Genomic DNA, 13,956 nt, shown 5'->3' on the forward strand with positions numbered 1-13,956 from the left:
AGGCAGGAAAACGTTTTGTTTTTTTGTTAGTTTTAAAAAATTACTCTACCCACGATTTGTAGTATTGACCATCGTCTAAGCCCATAGCAGCTTTAGTTACTTTAAGCGGACGGAAAGTATCTACCATTACCGCAAGCTCTAAAGTTTCTGTTTGACCGATACTGCGCTCCATTGCCCCGGGTGCTGGTCCGTGAGGAATACCTTTAGGGTGAAGCGTAATATGCCCCTGCTCTATGTTGTTACGGCTCATAAAGTCTCCGTCTACATAATAAAGCACTTCGTCACTATCAATATTACTGTGATTGTATGGTGCAGGGATTGATTTTGGATGGTAGTCATAAAGCCTTGGGCAGAATGAACAAACCACAAATCCGGCGGTTTCAAATGTTTGGTGAATTGGTGGTGGTAAGTGTACCCTACCTGTAATAGGCTCAAAGTTATGGATACTAAACCCGTAAGGGAAGTTATAACCATCCCAACCAATAACGTCAAACGGATGTGTAGCATATACTACCTCATGCATCATACCTTCTTTCTTGATCTTGATAAGGAAATCTCCTTTTTCATCATAAGTTTCAAGTTGCTCCGGTAATTTAAAGTCCCTTTCACAGAACGGAGAGTGCTCTAAATGCTGACCGCTTTCATTTTTATAACGCTTAGGCGTATAGAAAGGTGATGTAGACTCTACATAAAGTAAACGGTTATCGCTGGTTTCAAAATCTATCTGATATATCATACCTCTTGGAATAACAAGGTAATCACCATATTCAAACGGAATATTACCCATAAAAGTCCTAAGAGTACCTTTACCTTTGTGAATAAACAGCATTTCATCGGCATCGGCATTTTTGTAAAAATACTCACGAAGCGATTTTTTTGGCGCTGCAAGCCCAATGATACAATCATTGTTTACCAGCATATCGGTACGGCTTTCCAAAAAGTCATCCTTAGGCTGAAGCTCAAAACCTTTAAGTAAAAGTGATTTGATATTTTTTTCGATGGCAATTTCCGGCTCTACAGAGTAAGACCTTAAAATCTCCTTAACCTGTGTTGGCCTGTGTACATGGTACAACAGAGAAGAATGTCCGTGAAAACCTTCGGTACCAAACAGCTGCTCGTAGTAAAGCCCGCCATCCGGCTTTTCAAACTGTATATGTCTTTTGTGAGGGATATTCCCTACTTTGTGATATATAGGCATAATTGAAATTTATTAATTAAACATATTAAACGGGTATACCAAATAATATATATCATTCCGGATTTCTCTTGATAAGAAATTTCAGGTGGCTTAATAAATCTGTCCAACTCATATTCATAAGACAAATATCGTAAAAATTTAATTTTGCTCCCTAATTATTATACAATATTTATATTTAGGACACATTCTCAGCAAAAATTTGAGTTTCACGTTAAAATCGGCTTTGGTTATGAATCTGTTGATGTGATTTTAGGCTGTTTGAAAAATATGAACCACTTATGTTAAAAGACTTTACGGATTTTTAATTTAATTGACCTTTTCTTTACTTTTCTATTTGTTTTTCTATCTTTGAAACCGTTTAATAACCAAAAAACAAATATCCTTTATGGCAGCGAAAGCAGAATCGTGGGGCTCGCGTGTTGGCTTAATTCTGGCAATGGCAGGTAATGCGGTTGGATTAGGTAACTTTTTAAGATTCCCGGTACAGGCAGTTCAAAACGGAGGTGGCGCCTTTATTATACCTTACCTCGTGTGTTTTGTAGTAATGGGAATCCCTCTCCTTTTTATTGAATGGTCTACCGGCCGTTTTGGAGGAAGATACGGCAACCACAGTACTCCTTACATTCTGGACACCATGGCTAAAGGCCGAATATGGAAATACATTGGTGTCTTTGGTATATTTACCAATATCGCCGTCGCATCATACTACTGTTATATCGAATCCTGGACTATGTCTTATGTATACCACACAATAAAAGGAACTTTTGTGGGTATGGATCAGGCTCAAGTGGCAGGATTTTTTGATACCTATACCACAATAGCAAAAAGTACTACAGGCATTCCTTATGAAGCTGTTGTTTTTTACATAATATGCTTACTATTAAATACTTACATACTCTCTAAAGGTTTAGGTGGTATTGAAAAAGTAGCAAAAATAGGTATGCCGCTACTTATCCTTTTTGGTGCTGTACTGGCATTTAAAGGATTAACTCTTGGAACAGACGGAGCATCAGACCTGTTCCCTAATGCAAATGCATGGGATGGACTTAACTTCTTATGGACACCACAGTTTGACTCCCTCGCCAACCCTAAGGTATGGCTCGCCGCCGCCGGGCAGATATTCTTTACCCTGTCTGTAGGTATGGGTACCGTACACTGTTATGCGGCCTACATAAAATCTAAAGACGATATTGCCTTAAATGCTGTTTCCGCAGGTTTCATGAACGAATTTGTAGAAGTAGTTTTAGGTAGTTCAATAGTAATTCCTATCGCTGCAGGTTACCTTGGTCTTGACTGGGTACTTCAAAACGCAGGTTTCGGTATGGCATTCCAAACTATGCCTTACCTCTTCCAGCAATGGGGTCACGTCCTCGCCGTTTTTGCAGGGGTATTCTGGTTCGGGCTATTGTTCTTTGCCGGTATTACCTCGTCCCTCGCCATGGGTACACCATGGATTGGCTTTATGCGCGATGAGTTTGGCTGGAAAAACAACAAAGGAGCATGGTCCTTCGGGCTTATTGCCCTCATAATGGGATTACCAACCGTTATCTTCTTTAAAGAAGGTGTATTTGATGAATACGACTATTGGGCAGGTACCGTAAGCCTTGTAGTGTTTGCTTTCCTTGAAACCGTACTGTTTGCATGGATTTTCGGTATAAAAAGAGGATGGGAAGAAATCAACCTGGGTGCCGATATTAAAGTTCCGGTATTCTTTAAATACGTCATACTTGTTGTAACGCCATGTCTGTTAGGATGGGTTCTTCTTGCCAGTGTACCGGATATGACCAATAAGGTTATGAATAATGACACCCATAACAAAGAGTGGTTTGCTGATGCTTATTATGCCGAGGATTATGGCTCTGCCGAATTTGGTGTAGTAGACTCCGTAACGCCTAACTTTGTAAAAATTGCTTTTGAGAACGAAAAACAGGTGTTTGATAAATCGCAAAGCAACATACATACCGTAAAATATACCGATTATAAAACCTACTCATTTAAAGACAAACAACATACAGTTGTTAGTCAGGGGGATAAAGTATACCCTAAAGATAAAATCGCTGAAGGTAAATTCACGAATCACGTGATGTATAAAACACTGGGCAGGTTATTATTAATAACTTTGTTTATCTTTATTAGCGTAGTAGTGTACAGAGCATATTTAAAACGAGTTAAAGAAGGGAGGGCAACAGCATGAAAACAGAAGCAATAATAGTAATGGTAAGCGCACAGGGAATTGTGGTCGCCATGGCAGCATACTTTTTTTATAAGGTTTTGACTGTAAAGCCCAAACAGGAACCCGACTCCTATTCGGAAAATGATGATATAACAGAAAGGCAGGATAGTTAATCCTGCCTTTTGGCTTTTTATATATTCCTTTTAAACTTCTGTGAAAATTTAGAACCAGAAACCTACACTAAACCAGGTATAGTGATTTTTGGTATCGGGAGACCAGCTGTGTTTTATCTCTATAGGTCCTATTATGGTTTCCATACCATAACCAAAAGCATATCCGCTATACTGAGGCACACTGAATATATTACCCTCATCATAAATCCTGTGTCCTAAATTGGCAAAGTTTGCTGTAAAGTTAATATGATTTTTCTTTACAAACTCATAGTCAAGTGTTGCAGTTCCCTTGATGTAACTGTCTCCTGAAAGGCTCAAAAAATCATATCCGTAAAAATGACGGAAGTTATTTGTCATAAGATATCCGTATCCTCCTAAAATAAAATCAAAAAACGGCACTGTAGTATCGCTGGAAACAGCAAAACCGCCTTCTGTTTGCAATTCTAACGACAGGTTATGCACTATCTCATGTACTATACCCATATCTGCCTTAAAGATGCTGAAACGCCCAAAAATATTATTGTAATCAGATGAGAATAAAAACGTTTTTGCCTCACCGGTAAAATACCATCCCTTTTTAGGAAAGTATTTGTTATCATAAGAGTCGTATTTAAGTGTACCGTATAGTGAGAAATAATCGCTGTCGTCAAAAATACTGTTAGACTCTACCGTTTCACTCTTAATCTTTAAATGCTTTAGTTCGGCACCTGCACCAATCAGGAACTTTTGTGCAAAAATGGTTTGCAGGTATACCTTATTGGTAAAATCGGTAAAATCAAGGTTAAGCGAATTCACCCCAAATGTCCTTAAAAATTCTCCCTCATTATATTCGGCAGATATATTCCTGTTGAAATTACTATAGCTTGAATGGAAACCGTAACTGATATGAAAACCATTATCGCGATAATAATCCAGGTTATAACGGAAGTGATCTCCCAATATCACATCAAGCGATGCAACGTCATTTTGAAACAACAGTTTCTTTTGGGTAAGGTTAACCAGTATACCGCTCTTATACAACCCGTCATAGTGAAGCCCGAATTTCAAATAGCGGTTCACAGGATTTTCACTTAAGTTCATATTAAGCACATCGCCTCCGTTAGGTCCTTTTTCAAAAGAATAGGAAATGGAATTAAAGTTTTGTGTAGCGCTAAGACTACTTATTCCGGCATCAAGTTTATCGTAAGTAATTTTTGTACCTCCTTTAAACCTTAGCTTACCTATCACGTATGATTTGGTGTAATATTCCAACTCATTCACATTAATATATTCAATATTAAGAGTATCTTTTGCCTCGGTACATCTTTTTACTATAGGCTTATCACCACCCAGTTTTTTTAGCGTATCATATAATATTAAAGCAGCCTCTTCTCCTTTTCTGATAATTTCCCGCCCCTGATCAAAAGAAATAACCGAGTAGCCCGAAATATCCGGTTTTATATATACATCAGTCTCCTTCCGTTTCTTTTCCATTTTTTTGATCATCTGGTAGTTATTGATCTGGACGAGTACCCCGGTTGCACCTTTAATCTCATCGCGGGATTTCAGTCCGTCCTGAACATCAACCCCAATAATAATATCGGCACCCATCTTCCTGATTTCCTCTACCGGATAGTTATTGGTAACCCCTCCGTCAATAAGCAGTCTCCCGTCTATCTCCACCGGATAGTATAATGACGGAAAAGCTCCACTGGCAAGAATCGCATCCGGTAGTATACCCTTATGCAATACTACCTCCTCCCCGGTTTCAATATCTGTAGCAATACAAACAAACGGAATAGGCAGGCTGTCAAATTCCCTAACGTGCCTAACATGATTGGTGAGCCTGTTTATAATTGCATAATTGTAAAGTCCTTTTGAAACAGCTGTTGGAAACCCTAACTTAAAGTTTTTAAACGGAAGTGTTAAGGCGTAAATTTCATCATTTCTTTTCTCAAAAAAGTTTTTGGAACCTCTTGGAATATAATCACGAAGCAAAGCATCTGAATCTACCCTCTGAAAAATGGAATCCAATTGATTTGCACTGTAACCGGAAGCATAAAGCCCCCCGATTATAGCTCCCATACTGGTACCGCCTATATAGGATATTTCTATTCCGGCCTCTTCGAGTACTTTTAAAGCACCAATATGGGCAAGTCCTTTTGCCCCTCCTCCACTCAGCACCACCCCTATTTTTGGTTTATGTTTCGGCAGGGTATCGTTTTCCTGAGCCGAAATAGTATAAAAAGTGATTAAAAATAGCAGGGTAAGGAGCGGTTTATTCATTACGTTTTACTTTTATAGAATTCTGTAATTTTTTTAGCTTTTGCAGGGCCTACAACTTTTGCAATGTCTTCTTCGGGGGCGGCAGACAGCCTTTTAACCGACTTAAACTCTTTCAAAAGCGCTATCATTGTCTTCTCCCCTATACCCGGTATGCTTTCTATTGACGTTTGGAGCGCTCCTTTGCTACGTTTATCCCTATGGAAATTAATCCCGAAACGGTGCGCCTCATTCCTGAGGTGCTGTATTATTTTTAAAGTCTCTGATTTCTTGTCCAGATACAGTGGAATGGAATCCCCCGGATAGAAAATTTCCTCGAGTCTTTTAGCAATGCCTAAAATAGTGATTTTACCTCTCAATCCCAAGTCATCAAGGCTTTTTAAAGCCGATGATAACTGACCTTTACCACCATCTATAATAATAAGCTGTGGCAGGGGTTCATTCTCATCCAAAAGACGCTTGTATCGCCTGTAGACCACTTCTTCCATAGAAGCAAAATCGTTAGGACCTTCAACCGTTTTTATATTAAAATGACGGTAGTCCTTTTTACTTGGTTTTCCGTCTTTAAACACAACGCACGCCGACACCGGATTAGTACCCTGAATGTTTGAGTTATCAAAACACTCAATATGCCTTGGCTCAAACGGAAGGCGCAAATCTTTTTTCATTTGTGCCATAATACGGTTAGTATGCCTGTCGGGATCAACTATCTTAATTTGCTTAAGCTGATCCATACGATAAAACTTAGCGTTGCGTTCAGACAAATCTAAAATTTGCTTTTTATCCCCAAGTTTAGGTACTGTTATTTTTACATCAGGCCCCAAATCCAGTTCAAAAGGCAGCAATATCTCTTTTGAGCGCAAATCAAAGCGTGCCCTAAGCTCTACAACGGCCAGTTCAAGCAACTGCTCATCTGTTTCTTCCAGTCTCTTTTTTATTTCCATAGTATGTGAACGGATAATGGCACCGTGTGACACCTGTATAAAGTTCACATAAGCCATACTCTCATCAGATATTATGGTAAATACATCGATGTTAGATATCTTCGGATTAAATACGGTAGAGCGCGCCTGATAGTTTTCCAGCACCTCAATCTTTTCTTTTATTTTCTGGGCTTCCTCAAATTTCATTTCGGCGGCCAGTTCCTGCATCAGGTTTTTAAAATCCTTAAGGCTTTCCTTAAAGTTCCCTTTAAGTATTTCCCTTACCGCATTTACATTGCTTTGGTATTGTTCCAGCGATTCATAACCTTCGCAGGGTCCTTTACAGTTCCCTATATGGTACTCAAGGCAAACCTTATACTTACCGCTTTTTATATTACCTGCACTCAAATCATAATTGCATGTACGTAGCGGATAAAGTTCCTTAATAAGCTCCAGTAATGTATGTACCGTTTTGAAGTTGGTGTATGGGCCAAAGTATTCCGACCCGTCTTTTACCAGCCTTCGGGTAGAAAAAATACGCGAGAAAGGTTCTTTCTTAATACAAATCCACGGGTAAGTCTTATCATCACGAAGCATAACGTTATAGCGTGGCTGGTACTTTTTGATAAGATTGTTTTCCAGCAGCAATGCATCATTCTCTGTAGGCACAACAATATGTTTGATACTGGCTATTTTTTTTACCAGTACTCTTGTTTTACCTGAGTCGTGAACTTTTGTAAAATAAGATGAAACCCTCTTTTTAAGGTTCTTGGCCTTACCCACATACAGCAGTTTACCATCTTTATCGTAATACTGGTAAACACCGGGGCTGTCGGGAAGGGTTTGTATTTGTAATTCCAGCGGAGTTTGCATATTACAAATTTAAAAAACAAATCATTACCCCGAGTCTTAAAAAACACAGGTTAAACACATAAAAATTACTGATAATTCCTATTTTTACCCTTTCTGTAAAATTATGGCAAAACACAGGGAGATTACCATACTGGGAGAGACCGTATTACCGGGTGACAGCAAAACCATAAACATGGAAATTGCACGCCTGCATACCATGACAAAACTTAAGGTTCCCATTATTGTGGAAAGGGCTAAAATCGACGGACCCGTTGTTCTTTTTAGCGCCGGGCTGCACGGAGACGAAATTAACGGCGTTGAAATTGTACGCCAGCTTATAGTTCGTAAAATAAACAAACCCAAACGCGGAACCATTATTTGTATTCCGGTAATTAACGTATTCGGTTTTGTAAATAAAACCCGTGAATTTCCTGACGGACGTGACCTAAACAGGGTTTTCCCCGGTAGTAAGAGCGGATCGCTTGCCAGTCGTTTTGCTTTCCACCTGCTAAACGAAATCGTACCTCATATAGATTACTGTGTAGACTTCCATGCCGGTGGTGCCAGCAGATTTAATGCAGCACAAATTCGTATTGTACCAAACAATGAAGAATTAAAACAGCTTGCCGATGTGTTTAATGCACCCTTTACCCTTTATTCCAAAAACATTTCGGGCTCGTTTAGAAATGCCTGTGGCAGGATGGGTGTAAAAATGTTGTTGTTTGAGGGAGGGAAATCGTTAGATATTAACAACGACATCACTCAGGAAGGTGTAAAAGGCGCAAAACGCTTTTTAGCGCACTTTGATATGCTTAACCCCAAAAAGAACGCTAAGGAAGCTCCCGGACCTTCTATTTACATTGAAAGATCAGGATGGGTGCGCGCCCGTTTTTCCGGATTATTCCAGTTACATTGTAATGTAGGTAAGTTTGTGGAAAAAGGTGAGGTAATAGCTTATATAACCGATCCGTTTGGTAAGTTTGAACATAAGGTAAAAGCACCACACGCCGGATATATTATTAATGCTAACGATGCCCCTATAGTGTATCAGGGAGATGCTGTTTTCCATATTACCCAAAAACTGCAACATGATTAAAAAAGAACTCCGCATAAAATATAAGGCACTTCGTAATGCTATGAGCTTTGATGAGATTGAACAACAAAGCTTGGCAATAGCAAACCAATTGCTGAAACTGAATATTTGGGATAAAACCTATTTCCACCTGTTTCTTAGTATTGAAGAGCATAAGGAAATCCAAACCGAATACATTTTACAAATACTTGCCGGAAAAGATAAGGAAGTAGTTATTTCAAAATCTAATTTTGATGACTGTAGCATGACACAATACCTGCTTACCGATAATACACGTCTTAAAAAAAACGAATATGGCATACCGGAACCGGTTGACGGTATAGAGGTACCCGATACTAAAATAGACGTGGTATTTGTTCCGCTTTTAGCTTTTGATACTAAAGGACACCGCACAGGCTACGGAAAAGGGTTTTACGACCGCTTTTTAGCCAGTTGCAAAGAGGATGTGATAAAAATAGGATTATCCTTTTTTGAAGCCGAAGAAAGTATAGACGACACACATCCAAACGATATGGTACTGGATTATTGTGTTACCCCAAAAGAGATTTACCGATTTTAACTTTAACCTACTCTGTAACTACGCCCTGAGGCTTAGCAAACGCTCTTTTATTGAAAAGAAGCAATATACCCACACCTACAGAAATTGCAGCATCGGCAACGTTAAAAACAGCATTAAAGAAAGTAAAGCTTTCTCCTCCCCATATTGGGAACCATGAAGGGAATTTACCATCGGTGATTATAGGGAAATAGAACATATCTACCACCTTACCGTGAAAAACTGTTCCATATGGATTGTCTGAAAATAAAGTAGCCACATGGTTAGGGCTACTGTAATCAAAAATAAGTCCGTAGAAAACCGAGTCGATTATATTACCAAAAGCTCCTGCCAAAATAAGCGATATGGATATAATAAGGTAATTGGAGTAATTTTTCTTTACAGAATCATATAACCAATACCCTATACCACCTACTGCAACTATCCTGAAAAGGGTAAGTATCAGCTTACCGTATGCCCCCGGAATAACAGCACCCCAAGCCATACCTTCATTTTCAATAAAATATATCCTAAACCAATTTAGACCCATAACCGGAATATCTTCACGCAACACGAAATGAGTTTTTATGTAGATTTTTGAAACCTGATCTATAATCAGTATAAGGATAACAATAAGGTAGGCTTTCTTTAAAGACATTTTTAAAATTTTACCCGCAAAAATAAATGAAATTATTAAATAATAATTATCAGACCTTAGTTAATAGAATGCAAAAGGTTTAATATGGAGAAATAAACCGCAAAAAAGCGTGCCTGTATACGGGATTTTAAAGTTACAGGTCAAGATGTGTTAAGTAAGGTGATAAAATAAAAAAGTAAGGGCCGCTAAAAGCAGCCCTGATATTACAATTTATCTTTGCATGTTTTTTGCCTCGATACTCATGGTAGCGTGAGGTACAAGTTTAAGTCTTTCTTTACCAATAAGCTTACCGGTTACTTTACAAATGCCATAAGTTTTGTTTTCAATTCTTATAAGGGCATTTTTAAGGTCACGAATAAACTTTTCCTGACGGATAGCAAGCTGAGAGTTGGCTTCTTTAGACATAGTCTCACTACCTTCTTCAAATGCTTTAAACGTAGGCGATGTATCATCTGTACCGTTGTTTAAATCATTCATGTAGGCACTCTTAATTAAGTCAAGATCAGCTTTAGCTTTTTCTATCTTTTTAGTAATAAGCTCCTTAAACTCGGCTAAATCCGCGTCCGAATATCTTATTTGCTGCTCATCTACCATATTTCAATTATTTTGAAATTAATACTAGTGTTTTTATCTCATCAAATTCAATTTCTGTACCGTTTTCAATTTCTTCATTAAATATCAGTTCATCCGTAAGGGTTTCAGACTTTATGTAACTCTCGTTATTCTTAACAGCCTGCTCCAGCACTTCGTTATCTTTCAGGTAAACTTTAATCCTGTCGGTAACTTCAAATCCTGAATCTTTCCTTATGTTCTGAATCCTGTTTACAAGCTCTCGGGCAATACCTTCGTTCCTTAGTTCGTCGGTAATGGTAATATCAAGCGCTACTGTAATACCGTTTGAATTTGCCACTAACCAGCCTTCGATATCCTGCGAAGAAATCTCAACATCTTCGTTTGTTAAAGTAATACTTTTTCCTGAAATAACAACATCCAGGCTGCCGCTCTTCTCAATCTCATTGATCTGTTCCTGTGAGAAATTTTGTATCTCTTTGGAAATCAGACCCATATCTTTCCCGAATCGTGGCCCCAGTACTTTAAAGTTAGGTTTGATTTGCTTAACAAGCACGTCTGAAGCGTCGTCCATCAATTCGATTTCCTTCACATTTACCTCAGCCTTAATCAGTTCTGAAACTGCTTCAATCTCACCCTTCTGTTTTGCGTCAAGTACCGGTATCATTACCTTTTGCAACGGTTGGCGCACTTTAATCATCTCCTTCTTCCTTAACGAAAGAACTAATGATGAAATTGTTTGCGCCTTCTCCATTCTGCTTTCTAACGATTTATCAACAAAGTTATCAGCATACTGTGGAAAATCGGCCAAATGTACGCTTTCGAATGTCTCTTTCTGTGAAGCTTGTGTTAAATCTTTATAAAGTCTGTCCATAAAGAAAGGCGCTACAGGAGCACTCAGTTTAGCCACAGTTACAAGACAGGTGTAAAGCGTTTGGTAAGCCGCTATTTTATCCTGTGCATACTCCCCTTTCCAGAAACGTCTTCTGCAAAGTCTTACATACCAGTTACTCAAATTCTCCTGAACAAAGTCAGATATCGCCCTTGTCGCCCTTGTAGGCTCATAATCGGCGTAGAAGCTATCTACATCTTTTATAAGTGTGTTAAGCTCAGATAAAATCCAGCGGTCTATTTCAGGCCTTTCATTAAGCGGAACTTCCGGTTCAGCAAAACTGAAGTTATCAATATTGGCATATAACGCAAAGAATGAATATGTATTATACAGAGTACCAAAGAATTTACGTCTTACTTCGGCCACTCCTTCTATATCAAACTTAAGGTTATCCCATGGGTTTGCATTACTAATCATGTACCAGCGGGTAGCATCAGGGCCATATTCTGCAAGTGTCTCAAACGGATCTACAGCATTACCTAAGCGCTTGGACATTTTGTGTCCGTTCTTATCCAGTACAAGCCCGTTACTTACTACGTTTTTATAAGCCACCTGATCAAATACCAGTGTACCTATAGCATGTAGCGTATAGAACCAACCTCTTGTCTGGTCTACTCCTTCGGCGATAAAGTCGGCAGGATAAGCCGTATGGTTATCTACCAGTTCCTTATTTTCAAACGGATAGTGCCATTGTGCATAAGGCATAGCCCCACTGTCAAACCAAACATCAATAAGATCGCTTTCGCGTTTCATTGGCTTTCCGCTTGGTGAAACGAGTATTAAGCCGTCTACAACATTTTTATGCAGGTCGATAAGCTCATAATTATCTTCGCTCATGTTACCCGGCTCAAATCCTTTAAACGGATTTTCGCTCATAACACCTGCTGCTATGGCTTTTTCTATTTCATTATACAGTTCTTCTGCAGAACCGATAATCATTTCTTCTGTCTTATCCTCTGTTCTCCATATAGGAAGCGGTATACCCCAGTAACGGGAACGTGAAAGGTTCCAGTCATTGGCATTTTTAAGCCAGTTACCAAAACGTCCTTCACCGGTAGCCTTAGGTTTCCAGTTTATGGTTTCATTCAGTTCAAACATCCTGTCCTTCACGTCGGTAACACGGATAAACCAGCTATCTAACGGATAGTATAGTAACGGCTCATCTGTCCTCCAGCTGTGCGGATAGCTGTGAACATATTTCTCAACCTTAAAGGCTTTATTTTCTTCTTTTAAACGGATAGCAATTTCAACATCTACTGATTTTTCCGGTGCTTCCCCTTTATCATAGTATTCATTTTTAACATACTTACCTGAAAGATCGCCCAATCCGTCAATAAACCTTCCCTGAAGATCTACAAGCGGCACAGAGTTTCCGTTTTTATCCAGTACAAGCATTGGCGGTACTTCCGGCTTCGCCTCTTTTGCCACCTTGGCATCATCGGCACCAAAAGTAGGCGCTGTGTGTACTATACCGGTACCGTCTTCGGTAGTTACGAAATCACCCGAGATTACACGGAATGCATTTTCAGGGTTTTGGTATGGTAATACAAATGGCAATAACTGCTCATAACGGATTCCTACAAGGTCTTTACCTCTTCCTTCGGCAACTACTTTGTATGGTATTTTTTTATCTCCTTCTTTGAAGTTTTCAAAATCGGCAGCATCTTCACTTTCGAAGTAGTTTTTACCAAACTGTTTCCCGATAAGATTTTTGGCAAGTACCACATTTATTGGCTCAAATGTATACTGATTAAAAGTTTGTACCAACACATAATCAATATTAGGACCTACGGTAAGTGCAGTGTTACTTGGCAATGTCCATGGCGTAGTAGTCCATGCCATGATATCAACCTCTCCAAAACCTTTAAGGAAATCAGGAAGCGTATCTGCCACTGTTTTGAACTGAGCGACGATAGTAGTATCAGTCACATCACGGTAAGCACCCGGCTGGTTAACCTCGTGCGAACTTAAACCGGTACCCGCTTTAGGTGAATAGGGCTGTATAGTATAACCTTTGTATAAAAGGCCTTTATCATAAATCTGTTTCAGTAACCACCAAACCGATTCCATGTATTTGGATTTGTAGGTAACATACGGATCTTCCATATCTACCCAGTAACCCATTTTTTCGGTTAGGTCATTCCATACGTCTGTATAACGCATTACCGTGCGCTTACAGGCTTCGTTATATTCTTCAACAGATATTTTTGTACCAATATCTTCTTTTGTAATGCCAAGTTCCTTTTCGGTACCAAGCTCTACCGGAAGTCCGTGTGTATCCCACCCGGCTTTGCGTTTTACCTGGAAACCTTTCTGGGTTTGGTAACGGCAGAAAATATCTTTAATAGCACGCGCCATTACGTGGTGAATACCCGGCAGTCCGTTTGCCGAAGGCGGGCCTTCAAAAAACACATACTGCGGTTTCCCGTCACGTGTAGTTACACTCTTATCAAAAATATTTTCCTTCTTCCAGAAATCAAGTACCTCGCCCGCCACTGTTGGCAGGTCAAGTCCCTTATATTCAGTAAACTTCTTGCTCATTACAAATTGCATTCTAAAAAATAATCTGCGAATGTAAGGATTTTTTTTAAGGAATGGGAATAATCAGCAAACTTGCGCAAGAAATA

Annotated in this window: 10 protein-coding genes; 4 read left to right on the forward strand and 6 right to left on the reverse strand. The window is 39.2% G+C overall.

The genetic code is table 11. The annotated features are described in order from the left end of the window. Positions 1-40: 40 nt before the first annotated feature. Positions 41-1,198, reverse strand: coding sequence for a homogentisate 1,2-dioxygenase (locus tag ABS768_RS11875; RefSeq protein ID WP_408075180.1), 1,158 nt, complete (start codon positions 1,196-1,198; stop codon positions 41-43). 385 nt (positions 1,199-1,583) lie between these two features. Here ABS768_RS11875 and ABS768_RS11880 point away from each other — a divergent pair, with 385 nt between their 5' ends. Together ABS768_RS11880 and ABS768_RS11885 are read left to right on the forward strand one after the other, a co-directional pair. Next, positions 1,584-3,392 carry a sodium-dependent transporter gene (locus ABS768_RS11880; protein ID WP_408075181.1) on the forward strand — a complete coding sequence of 603 codons (1,809 nt, stop codon included), beginning with the start codon at positions 1,584-1,586 and terminating at the stop codon, positions 3,390-3,392. Next, the gene (locus ABS768_RS11885; protein ID WP_408075182.1) at positions 3,389-3,544 is read left to right on the forward strand and encodes a hypothetical protein; all 156 of its coding nucleotides are present in this window, start codon (positions 3,389-3,391) and stop codon (positions 3,542-3,544) included. The genes ABS768_RS11880 and ABS768_RS11885 overlap by 4 nt, the downstream gene beginning before the upstream one ends. Positions 3,545-3,592: 48 nt before the next feature. Here ABS768_RS11885 and ABS768_RS11890 read toward each other — a convergent pair whose 3' ends face one another. Then, positions 3,593-5,809 (reverse strand): patatin-like phospholipase family protein, encoded by a 2,217-nt coding sequence (locus tag ABS768_RS11890; RefSeq protein WP_408075183.1) that lies wholly within the window; start codon positions 5,807-5,809, stop codon positions 3,593-3,595. Beyond that, positions 5,809-7,602 carry an excinuclease ABC subunit UvrC gene (gene uvrC / locus ABS768_RS11895; RefSeq protein WP_408075184.1) on the reverse strand — a complete coding sequence of 598 codons (1,794 nt, stop codon included), beginning with the start codon at positions 7,600-7,602 and terminating at the stop codon, positions 5,809-5,811. Before uvrC ends, ABS768_RS11890 begins: the two co-directional genes overlap by 1 nt. A gap of 103 nt (positions 7,603-7,705) precedes the next feature. Here uvrC and ABS768_RS11900 point away from each other — a divergent pair, with 103 nt between their 5' ends. Continuing rightward, positions 7,706-8,677, forward strand: a complete 972-nt coding sequence (locus tag ABS768_RS11900) for a succinylglutamate desuccinylase/aspartoacylase family protein (protein ID WP_408075185.1) — start codon at positions 7,706-7,708, stop codon at positions 8,675-8,677. Beyond that, entirely contained in the window at positions 8,670-9,233 is a 564-nt protein-coding gene (locus ABS768_RS11905) for a 5-formyltetrahydrofolate cyclo-ligase (RefSeq protein WP_408075186.1), read from the forward strand. Before ABS768_RS11900 ends, ABS768_RS11905 begins: the two co-directional genes overlap by 8 nt. A 7-nt stretch (positions 9,234-9,240) precedes the next feature. Here ABS768_RS11905 and ABS768_RS11910 read toward each other — a convergent pair whose 3' ends face one another. The 3 genes from ABS768_RS11910 to ileS all read right to left on the reverse strand — a co-directional run bounded on the left by ABS768_RS11910 (position 9,241) and on the right by ileS (position 13,870). After that, a complete protein-coding gene (locus tag ABS768_RS11910; RefSeq protein ID WP_408075187.1) occupies positions 9,241-9,867 on the reverse strand; it encodes a lipoprotein signal peptidase in 627 nt (208 codons plus the stop codon). A gap of 210 nt (positions 9,868-10,077) precedes the next feature. Continuing rightward, positions 10,078-10,461 (reverse strand): TraR/DksA family transcriptional regulator, encoded by a 384-nt coding sequence (locus tag ABS768_RS11915; RefSeq protein WP_035133186.1) that lies wholly within the window; start codon positions 10,459-10,461, stop codon positions 10,078-10,080. Between the two features lie 7 nt (positions 10,462-10,468). After that, positions 10,469-13,870, reverse strand: a complete 3,402-nt coding sequence (ileS, locus tag ABS768_RS11920; protein WP_408075188.1) for an isoleucine--tRNA ligase — start codon at positions 13,868-13,870, stop codon at positions 10,469-10,471. Positions 13,871-13,956 lie beyond the last annotated feature (86 nt).

The sequence above is a fragment of the Flavobacterium rhizophilum genome (genome assembly GCF_046000485.1).
Classification (GTDB): Bacteria; Bacteroidota; Bacteroidia; order Flavobacteriales; family Flavobacteriaceae; genus Flavobacterium; species Flavobacterium rhizophilum.

Excerpts from the sequence above, each read along its gene's own strand:
- ABS768_RS11875 (WP_408075180.1), bottom strand. The coding sequence starts at position 1,198 with ATGCCTATATATCACAAAGTAGGGAATATCCCTCACAAAAGACATATA.
- ABS768_RS11880 (WP_408075181.1), top strand. The coding sequence starts at position 1,584 with ATGGCAGCGAAAGCAGAATCGTGGGGCTCGCGTGTTGGCTTAATTCTG.
- ABS768_RS11885 (WP_408075182.1), top strand. The coding sequence starts at position 3,389 with ATGAAAACAGAAGCAATAATAGTAATGGTAAGCGCACAGGGAATTGTG.
- ABS768_RS11890 (WP_408075183.1), bottom strand. The coding sequence starts at position 5,809 with ATGAATAAACCGCTCCTTACCCTGCTATTTTTAATCACTTTTTATACT.
- uvrC (WP_408075184.1), bottom strand. The coding sequence starts at position 7,602 with ATGCAAACTCCGCTGGAATTACAAATACAAACCCTTCCCGACAGCCCC.
- ABS768_RS11900 (WP_408075185.1), top strand. The coding sequence starts at position 7,706 with ATGGCAAAACACAGGGAGATTACCATACTGGGAGAGACCGTATTACCG.
- ABS768_RS11905 (WP_408075186.1), top strand. The coding sequence starts at position 8,670 with ATGATTAAAAAAGAACTCCGCATAAAATATAAGGCACTTCGTAATGCT.
- ABS768_RS11910 (WP_408075187.1), bottom strand. The coding sequence starts at position 9,867 with ATGTCTTTAAAGAAAGCCTACCTTATTGTTATCCTTATACTGATTATA.
- ABS768_RS11915 (WP_035133186.1), bottom strand. The coding sequence starts at position 10,461 with ATGGTAGATGAGCAGCAAATAAGATATTCGGACGCGGATTTAGCCGAG.
- ileS (WP_408075188.1), bottom strand. The coding sequence starts at position 13,870 with ATGAGCAAGAAGTTTACTGAATATAAGGGACTTGACCTGCCAACAGTG.